Source organism: Bacteroidales bacterium (assembly GCA_013141385.1).
Lineage (GTDB): Bacteria > Bacteroidota > Bacteroidia > Bacteroidales > Tenuifilaceae > UBA8529.
Window position 1 is genome coordinate 37,266 of sequence record JABFRB010000004.1, and the last position, 3,876, is coordinate 41,141.

Annotated in this window: 1 protein-coding gene; it reads right to left on the minus strand. The window is 33.1% G+C overall.

The annotated features are described in order from the left end of the window. Positions 1-214: 214 nt before the first annotated feature. On the minus strand, positions 215-3,559 hold the full coding sequence (locus HOO91_03710) for an amino acid adenylation domain-containing protein (protein ID NOU16650.1): 3,345 nt from the start codon (positions 3,557-3,559) through the stop codon (positions 215-217). Between the last annotated feature and the right edge of the window lie 317 nt (positions 3,560-3,876).

The window sequence follows — 3,876 nt, forward strand, 5'->3', positions numbered from 1 at the left end:
AAATTTTTTGATCGGTATTGGATGATTGGAACTTATGCGAAGCAGAACTCAACGAAGTTAATAATGGATTTATGAGGTTCTTTCTAACTTGTTTCTTAATTTCACGAAATAGATCAAGTTTTCATCAAAAAAAACAACTATTGTGTTCTTGTAACAATACAATTTGAAAATGTAAAAATCCTACGTCAGAGTCTCAATCATTTAAAGGATACAATCATATATCATGAAGTTTCACTTCAGGGTTATTTGTAACTTGTGTTAATATACGACTGAAAGATTGCATAATATCCGATAGAACTTCTTGCTTAAGTCGCCCCCCATAAATATAAAGTACTGCTTCTTTATTCTCATTCCGTGTCAAACAAAAAGTAGGCATGGCACTCTCCGCATTATCCCCATTACCCTCAAAGACTTTAAACGGAACAACAAGTTCATAATCACCAATGGAACTTACGGAGATATTTCCTTGCTTTTTAATTTCATCATCACCGTAAAACCTTGGTAAAATATTTACAAAAGGGGGTAATAATGCTCTGGTTTCCTTCCCATTTAAAAAGGCAGGTAAACTTGCAAAAGTTGCTGTCAAATAATCCTTCATATTCTCTGGACAAAGCCAAGCAGATTTCCACCTAAGATGCATACTTCCCCCAATAATGGTTGCCAACATTTTATAAAACCACCCTTTCCATCCAACTAAATTAGCACGAAGAGCATTGTTATAAGGAATAATTGCTGGGCAATTCAGATGATCTAAAGATTCTAAAACCGACTCCCTAACCTGCAACATAAGTTGTTGAAAAGAGTAATCGGGGTTAATTTGAGTTCGAATAGGGAACATGCTTGCGCTATTCCTTATGCTCTGTTCCTTGGATGCAACTGGTTTCATTGTGGACATTAAAAACGTGATATCATGAGACTTGGTCATTGAATACATCAAAGAAATTGATATACTAAGCATTCCCATTCCAAATGAGCATGAATTATCACTACATATTTGGTTTATTTTCTTTAATAGTTCTTCTGGAATTGTAGCTATTTCAAAAACTTTTTTCCCAGTCGGTTTTTCTCCTGTAAGAAATGATGTTTTAGGTAATCTTAAAAGTTCTGCTCCTTTTAATTTCTTCTTCCAATATTCCACATCTTTTTGAAAAATCGAAATATGATCAGAACTTCGCTCTATACAAATTTCATCAACAAGTCTTTTCTTTGCAGTATTAGAATAATAGTAAGTTCCATCCAACTGATTTTGATAAGTTTCGAAAAGATTTGCTACAAATTGTGTTAAGGCACTTGCATCACAAATTGAATGAGGTAAAGAAATAAAAAGTTGATGCTGTTTTTCGGTTATTTTTGCTAACACTAAACGAATAAGTGGAGTTTCTGAAAAGTTAAAGTTGCCATGAAGCTCTTTTTCAACTAACTGCAACCACTGTTCTTTAAAATTGTCTTTATCGAGATCGATTAAATCAATAATTCGTACGGCATAAGGCTTGATCAAAGTTTTTTTCTGCATTGGAATTTTATTCGAAAAGGAATACCATATAGCCTCATGCTTCATAATCAATTCATTAATGGCATTTTGAAAATGATGGTAGTTTAACTCCCCATCAATTATAAAAACGTCTGAGATATTATAAGTTTGTTTACTAAACTTCCAAAATAGCCAAAACCCTAACTGCTCAAAACTCAAAGGGATGAGATCTTTTTTTTGAATATTTAAAACTAAAGAATCACTTTTTTCTTTCGTCTGAAAATTGCTATGCCTTTTTTCAATCAAAACAGCAAGGCGATCTATTGTTGGATAATCAAAAATATCTTTTACAAACATGTTAATTGCCAACTTATCCTGAATTAGAAAAACAATATTCGTAGCAATAATGGAATTCCCTCCCAAACTAAAGAAATTTTCTTCAATGCCAATACTATCTAACTTAAAGGCATCACACCATATTTTAATTAGTTTTTCTTCTGTTAAAGTTTTAAAAACTACAAAATCATGTTTCAAATTTGTCCCTGTACTTTTAGGCAATGGTAGTGCATTATAATCAATTTTTTTATTAGGTGTAAGTGGAAAACTTTCCATTTTTGTAAAATATGAAGGAATCATATAATCCGGTAATTTCTTGGCAAGTTGTTCGCGTACATCTTTAATATTTAGGTGCGAACCATCATCGGAAACATAATAAACTACTAAGCGTTTATCCCCAGAACCAAACTCCTTAGCACTTACAATTGTTTCTTTTAGACCGGTAACTTCTTTTAGGACAAAGTTTATTTCACTCAATTCAATGCGAAAACCACGAATTTTAATTTGATGATCACTCCGACCTAAAAAATTAATTAATCCGTCAGAACTCAAAGAAACTACATCTCCTGTTTTATAAATCCTTTCATTCCTATTAAAAGGGTTTTGGATAAAAACTTGGCTGGTCAAATCTTCTCTTCCTAGGTAACCTGAAGAAAGTCCATCACCACCAATATACAGTTCTCCAGGCTGGTCAAAAGGAAGCATCTCCATGCTCTCTGATAAAATGTAAATTTGTGTATTAGAAATAGGTATGCCAATTGGAACTAATTTTCCATTAGAATAAATGTCTGCGACTGATGGAACTCTATACCCTGTTGAATAAACAGTAGTTTCAGTTGGACCATAAAAGTTCCAAAATCCCGAACTCCTTACAAACAATTCTTTCGCCAAATCAGTTTCCAGAGCTTCTCCTCCAGAAATTATTTTGAGTTTATAATCTGTAGTCCACCCTGCCGACAGCAAAAGTCTCCATGTAACCGGAGTAGCTTGCATGAATGTTGCTTTCATCTTAACTAGAAGTTCCAATAGAACTTTCCCATCTTGACTATCCTCTTTGGTCACTAAACCAATTTTTGCACCCGACAATAAAGCCGCAAAAACATCAATCATTGAAATATCAAACGAAATAGGAATCACGGCTGCAATAGTTTCTCTATTATCGATTGAGCACTCTTTTATCATGTGAAACAAAGTGTTAATCAAAGAAGCGTGAGTAATACAAATACCTTTAGGTCTACCTGTTGAACCAGAGGTATAAATTGTATAAAGAATTTCACTCGATTTCAAGGGAATTGCAAATACGGGATTTTTTATAGATGACTGCGAAATTTTTTCTTTCTCCCTGTCCACATTTATTACTGACACACTAGTTAAATGAAGGAATGCCATACTGGGTTCATGAACTAGTATACTATCCATGTTGGAATCTTCAATTATATATTGAATACGATCTTTCGGATAACTTGGATCTAGAGGAACAAAACTAGCTCCCGTTTTCACCACAGCTAATAATCCTACTAATAGTTCAACAGATCTCTCAAAAAAGACGCCTATAAACTTGCCAGGCTTTACTCCAGATAATATTAAGTAATGAGCCAATTGATTCGCCTGTTCATTCAAGTCTTGAAAGGTAAGCACCCTCCCCTGACATTCTATCGCAATCGATTGAGGTTTTTTTTGGATTTGCTCTTCAATCAATTGAATAAGATTTTTCTCCTTAGGATAAGACGCATTTGTTTGATTAATTTTCATAAAAATTCTTTGAACTTCCGTTAATTGGAAGGAATCTTTTTCAAAACTTGTTTCCATAACTATTATCCTTAATGTTTTATTGAAATTGTATTGTTTTTAAAACCCTTATGTTTTTAGCCTGATCATTTTGGCATGAAAACACTTCTATATAAGCTGCAAGGACAACTATAATAAAAAATGTGTGTCTCACAATAATTTTGGTGTCACCCTCGATTATTTCTCTATTCTTTACTTTTACAAGTATCGAATATTATTCTACATATTTCATTTATTTTAATGATACAATTCCTACCTGATTTAATCTTGATCGCATATTG